The organism is Streptomyces sp. PH10-H1 (genome assembly GCF_030063355.1).
Taxonomy (GTDB): domain Bacteria; phylum Actinomycetota; class Actinomycetes; order Streptomycetales; family Streptomycetaceae; genus Actinacidiphila.
On the sequence record NZ_JASISZ010000159.1, the window covers coordinates 1 to 5195 of the forward strand.

Here is a 5195-nt window from a genome sequence, read left to right on the forward strand (position 1 = left end):
TGTACTGATCACGAGTCTCCAGGACCAGACGCACGGCCCGCTCCTTGAGCTCCTTCGGATATTGCTTCGCCATAACGGACTCGATCCTTCCAAAAGATCGAGCCTCGATCAAACCCGGAACGGTTCAGTAGTGACCTGGCGGTCTTGCCCCTACGGGACAGGCTTGTTGGAACCATCTGGTCACGCCTCTTGCAACCTGCGGTAAATTGCCATTCAGGTTCGAATCAGTTTCGAACATCCCGGGCTCGTGACATCCGTGACCGCTTTCCTGGAAGACATGGAACCGAGCGAGCGCCTTCGCAGGGCAGCGGGTGGGGCGGGGACGACAGTCAGTGAGCCGTTGGGGTATTGGCGCCCGCTCTACCTGGCAACTTCTGCCGGCCTCTCCCCTTGTTCTGGGAACGGCAGAATGTTCAGCGCCTCGTGCGGCTGCAGCCGCACGAGGCTGCCCGGGTGCTTCGGTTGAGTTGTGCCTCAGCGGAAAGCGGCGATGTTGCGGGCGACCCAGTCGTTGAAGGGGCGCGGGGCGCGGCCGAGGACTCGCTCCACGTCCGGGCTGATCCGCAGTTCGGTGGGGTTCGGGGCGGAGATGATGTCCAGGGTGTCGTCGGCGAGTTCCATCGGCACGAACTGGGTCATCGTGGCCTTGGCCTCGTCGCGGGTGAGTTCGTGGAACCGTACAGGCGATCCGAGTGCGGCGGCGATGGCCGCCGCCTGCTGACGTGGTGTGATCACCTCTGGCCCAGTCAGCTCGTACACCCCGCCGGTGTGCCGGTCGTCCAGCAGGCAGGCCGCCGCGACCTCGGCGATGTCCGCCGGATCGACGACCGGCACCCCCACATCGCCGAAGGGCGCGGCGATCGTCTCCTGCGTGCGGACGGACTCCGCCCAGGCCAAGGCGTTGGAGGCGAAACCGCCCGGTCGCAGGACGGTCCAGTCCAGGCCGGACCCCCGCAACGCTTCCTCCACCGTGCGCATCGCGACCCGCGACGGGCCGAGCGGCCTGGTCGCCACGCCCTGCGAGGACAGCAGGACGACCCGGCGGACCCCTCTGGCCGCGGCCAGGGCGATGATGTCGGTCGGCCTGGCGTCGGAGGCGTGCAGGTTGCCGGACAGCAAGAGGAACAGCGCCTTCGCCCCGTCCAGCGCGGGTGTGAGGCTTGTCGGCTCGGCCAGGTCGGCCGCCACATGCCGGACTCCGTCCGGCATCGCCGCCGCGTGCCGCGACACCGCCGTCACCTGCTCGCCCGCATCGGCCAGGGCCTGCGTCAAAGGTCGGCCCACATTGCCGGTAGCCCCGGTCACTACGATCATGTTCAGCTCCTAGTCCGTTGTGCACTGAGGCAATTGACGCTACGAGCCGGGCTTACTTTTCGTAAGAACATACCCCGGGGTAAGCTCCGGACATGAGGGAAGGTGCGCAGCTGACGCAGGCTGAGGCGGGCCATCGGTATGAGGTGTTTCACACCGACTGCCCCGCGCGTGACGTGGTTGACCACGTGACCAGCAAATGGGGTATCTGGGTGCTGATCTCCTTGCGGAGCAACGACCTTCGGTTCTACGAGCTGCGGGACAGCATCCAGGGCATCAGCGAGAAGATGCTCGCTCAGACCCTGCGCGCGTTGGTCCAGGACGGCCTGGTCTGGCGGGAGGTAGAGCCGACGACGCCGCCCCAGGTCACCTACGGGCTGACCGAGTTCGGTCAGGACGTCAGCGAGCCGCTGACGGACTTGTTCAACCGAATCACTCAGCGGCTACCGCCGCGCAGCCCGGGATAGTGCGGTAGTGGTCGGCCTCGAAGGCGAATCCAGAGCTCTGAGTCACATGAGTGATGGTCGTCGCGCACCTGGCCTCGATCCTGGCCTCGATCCTGTCCTACTCCTGCCTCTGCCGGCTCGTTCCAGCCCGACTGTCCAGAGCCACTCCAGCTCAAGCGGATCCACACTTCACCGAACGGCACACAACGTCACCGGTTCCAACCGCCATGGCCAGGTTCCAACTACCGTGTCCGGGCTCAGACGACACGCTGACCGTGGAAAGCTCAGTCGGCCAACTCGGCTGCTCACTGGCCAACTGAAGCGCTCAGTGTGCGACACGAAGTCGCTCCAGGTAAGTAAGGACAGCCACGTGAAGGAGGTATCGATCGGCTGAACTTCGGGCCAGTGTCCAGGGCCCGTCCCCACGCTCGCATGCGTCGCTGGTAACGGCGGGGTGTGAAGCCGAGCGTTCAAGCCCAAGAGCACTCCGGCCATCGGAGAGCAACAGGTGAGGGGAAGGCTGGACGGGCGAAGTGCGCCGTGAGGCGCCCTGTTGTATCTCCGGCTCAGCCGGAATGAACTCGGAAGAACGTTCATGGATCTAATGGCTAACCTGAGACTGAAAGGTTTAGGGGACAGCAGCATGCCAGGAAAGCAGCGACCGCGCGAAGGCGTCAAGGCGGGGTGCTGCGAGATCCGCGCGATATGGCAAAAGCTAGACTGCTTGAAATCCAATCTCCGATCGGTGAATGTCCGCGCCCACCGGAATGACGTCTGTAACCGGTGCCGCCCCATGCGTCAGTATTGTTCACCTGCTGATGCAACTTCCGTGGGACGGGTGATGCCCAGTGAGGGTAGTCAAGGGGATGAGTGGGTTGCCTAAGTCGTGCTCGGACGTACAACAGGGACGTACCGCGGGATTGCCTAAGGGGCGCGAGCCCTATGGTAACGGAGCGCCAATATTAGTCGCAGGAGTAACGACCTGCCAGGGGGTCCGGGAAAGCCGGACACAGGGCAAAGTGGCGCAGGTGACTGGACTAACCAGATATGTGAGGTCTGCGTAATGCAGAACGCCGAAGCAGTTCTGGAAGTTATTCGCGAACGCGGCAGGCGTGGCCTGCCGTTGGAACGGTTGTATCGACAACTGTTCAACCCGCAGCTCTACTTAGTCGCCTATGGGAAGTTGTACTCAAATTCGGGTGCGATGACCCCTGGCGTCACTGGAGAGACCGTGGACGGGATGTCCTTAGAGAGAATCGGCACGATCATCGAAGCCGTTCGAAATGAACGGTACCGCTGGAGTCCGGCTCGACGCATCTACATTCCCAAGCGCAACGGGAAACGTCGGCCTCTAGGATTGCCCGTGTGGTCGGATAAATTGCTGGCCGAGGTCGTGCGTATGTTGCTCAATGCGTACTATGACGTTCAGTTCTCCAACCACTCTCACGGTTTTCGGCCCCATCGTGGCTGTCATACCGCGCTCAGTGAGATCGTGGACACGTGGACGGGGTCGAGCTGGTTCATCGAGGGAGATATTACTCAGTGCTTTGATCGCCTAGACCACGAGGTGATGATCGAGACGCTGGGCAGGAAGATCCACGATGGCCGGTTTCTGCGGTTGATAAGCAATATGCTGACGGCCGGGTATTTGGAGGACTGGAAATGGAACGCAACGCTCAGCGGCTCGCCGCAGGGTGGGGTAGCAAGCCCAATCCTCTCTAATATCTACCTGGACCGGTTGGACAGGTTTGTCGAGAACGTGCTGCTGCCGGAGTACAACCGAGGGAAGCTTCGGAAGACCAACCTCGAATACAAGAGGTTCGAAAATGCAATCGTACGGGCACGGAAACGCGGGGATCGACGGGCGGCACGAGAGCTGTCACAAGCTCGACGTGGCCTCCCGAGCCAGGACCCACGGGACCCGGACTACCGTAGGTTGCGTTACGTAAGGTACGCCGACGATATTCTTCTCGGATTCAGCGGGCCGAAGACCGAGGCCGTGGAGATCAAGCAGCGAATCGGGGATTTCCTGCGCGACGAACTCAAACTGGAACTCTCCGCAGAGAAGACGCTGATCACCCATGCTCGCACAGAGAAGGCCCGGTTCCTCGGTTACGACATAGTGGCCCAGCAAGCCAACGACCGCCTCACTCGCAAGCGGAGGTCTGTCAACGGCGTGATCGGACTGCGCGTCCCCGAGGAAGCGATAACACGCAGATGCGCCTTGTATATGCGCTGCGGCGAACCTGCGAGTCGGCCTGAGATGCTGCATGATCAGGACTTTACGATCGTCAGCAAGTATCAGGCCGAATATCGAGGTGTAGTCCAGTACTATCTCCTGGCCGCGAACGTCTACCGTCTCGGTAGGCTTCGCTGGGTCATGGAGACTTCACTACTGAAGACACTGACGGAAAAGCACCAGGCCACTGTTTCCGCGACAGCTCGAAAGTACAAGGCCGTCATGGAGACTCCAGAAGGGCCACGGGTGTGTTTCCGCGTCGTCGTCGAACGCGGTGAGGACAAGAAACCGCTGGTTGCGTGGTTCGGTGGAATCCCGCTGAAACGGCAGAAAGAGGCGAAGCCTGTAGACAGGGCTCCGCTCCTGGCGGCCACCGGTAATGAGTTGATCCAACGACTCCTCGCCGGAAGCTGCGAGCTGTGCGGCTCACCCAAGAGATTGGAGGTCCATCACATCCGCAAGCTCGCAGACCTGAATAAGCCGGGTCGCACGGAGAAGCCCGCATGGGTGCGCATGATGGCGATGCGTCGGCGCAAAACCCTAGTCATCTGCCGACCGTGCCATGAGAATACCCATGCCGGACGACTCGCCGCTCCCTTGCAATAGTCACTGGAGAGCGGTATGCGCTGAAAGGCGCACGTACCGTTCGGGAAGGGGCCGTCGGAAAAGGACCCGAACACGGGCACCTCGCCGGCGGCCTACTTCACCGCAAGTGAACCCTCGATGATGCCCCGTGACTTTAAGACTGCGTCGATGGCGTGTTGGCGGCGGTCACAGGACCCGGTGCTGGAAGGCACCAAGCGACCTGCGGGTAACTGAGCCCGGAGGGAGGACACCGCTGGTTCCGGGGTAGAGGGGGCGCCCACCCCAGCCGCGTCTTACTGGTGCGGAACGTGGAAACCCCGATGGGGTCCAAGCCAACCGGCTTGGTAAGCCGACCGCAAGGAAGGCTGAACTCCCCGGCGGGAGAAGGAAGATCCAAGAAGCGAAGGCCGGCGGGCCGAAAGGCCAGAGGAAAACGGAAGACGGGGCCTTCACCCGTCTCGCGCATAACTCGCCGGATACGGGCCCTGGCCTCGTTGTTTCACCGCGTTGGTCGGCTGAGTCTGTGCCCGTGATGTCGCTTTCGCCGGTCCCCGTGGGTGGTGTCGGGTAGGGCTGCGCGTCGGCTGTCGTGCCGGGGACGCTGGGTTCCACGG

At 62.3% G+C, this 5195-nt stretch carries 3 protein-coding genes; 2 read left to right on the forward strand and 1 reads right to left on the reverse strand.

Going from position 1 to position 5195, the window contains the following annotated elements:
- Positions 1-474: 474 nt before the first annotated feature.
- Positions 475-1314, reverse strand: coding sequence for an SDR family oxidoreductase (locus tag QMK24_RS40540; RefSeq protein WP_283471927.1), 840 nt, complete (start codon positions 1312-1314; stop codon positions 475-477).
- 92 nt (positions 1315-1406) lie between these two features.
- Between QMK24_RS40540 and QMK24_RS40545 the strand changes: the two genes are divergently transcribed.
- Both QMK24_RS40545 and QMK24_RS40550 read left to right on the forward strand, forming a co-directional pair.
- The gene (locus tag QMK24_RS40545) at positions 1407-1778 is read left to right on the forward strand and encodes a winged helix-turn-helix transcriptional regulator (RefSeq protein ID WP_283471928.1); all 372 of its coding nucleotides are present in this window, start codon (positions 1407-1409) and stop codon (positions 1776-1778) included.
- Positions 1779-2820: 1042 nt separating this feature from the next.
- Positions 2821-4602, forward strand: a complete 1782-nt coding sequence (locus QMK24_RS40550) for a reverse transcriptase/maturase family protein (protein WP_283471929.1) — start codon at positions 2821-2823, stop codon at positions 4600-4602.
- The last annotated feature ends 593 nt before the right edge of the window (positions 4603-5195 follow it).

Bases quoted from the DNA above. Each gene is read 5' to 3' on its own strand.
- QMK24_RS40540 (WP_283471927.1), bottom strand. From the start codon at position 1,314: ATGATCGTAGTGACCGGGGCTACCGGCAATGTGGGCCGACCTTTGACG.
- QMK24_RS40545 (WP_283471928.1), top strand. From the start codon at position 1,407: ATGAGGGAAGGTGCGCAGCTGACGCAGGCTGAGGCGGGCCATCGGTAT.
- QMK24_RS40550 (WP_283471929.1), top strand. From the start codon at position 2,821: ATGCAGAACGCCGAAGCAGTTCTGGAAGTTATTCGCGAACGCGGCAGG.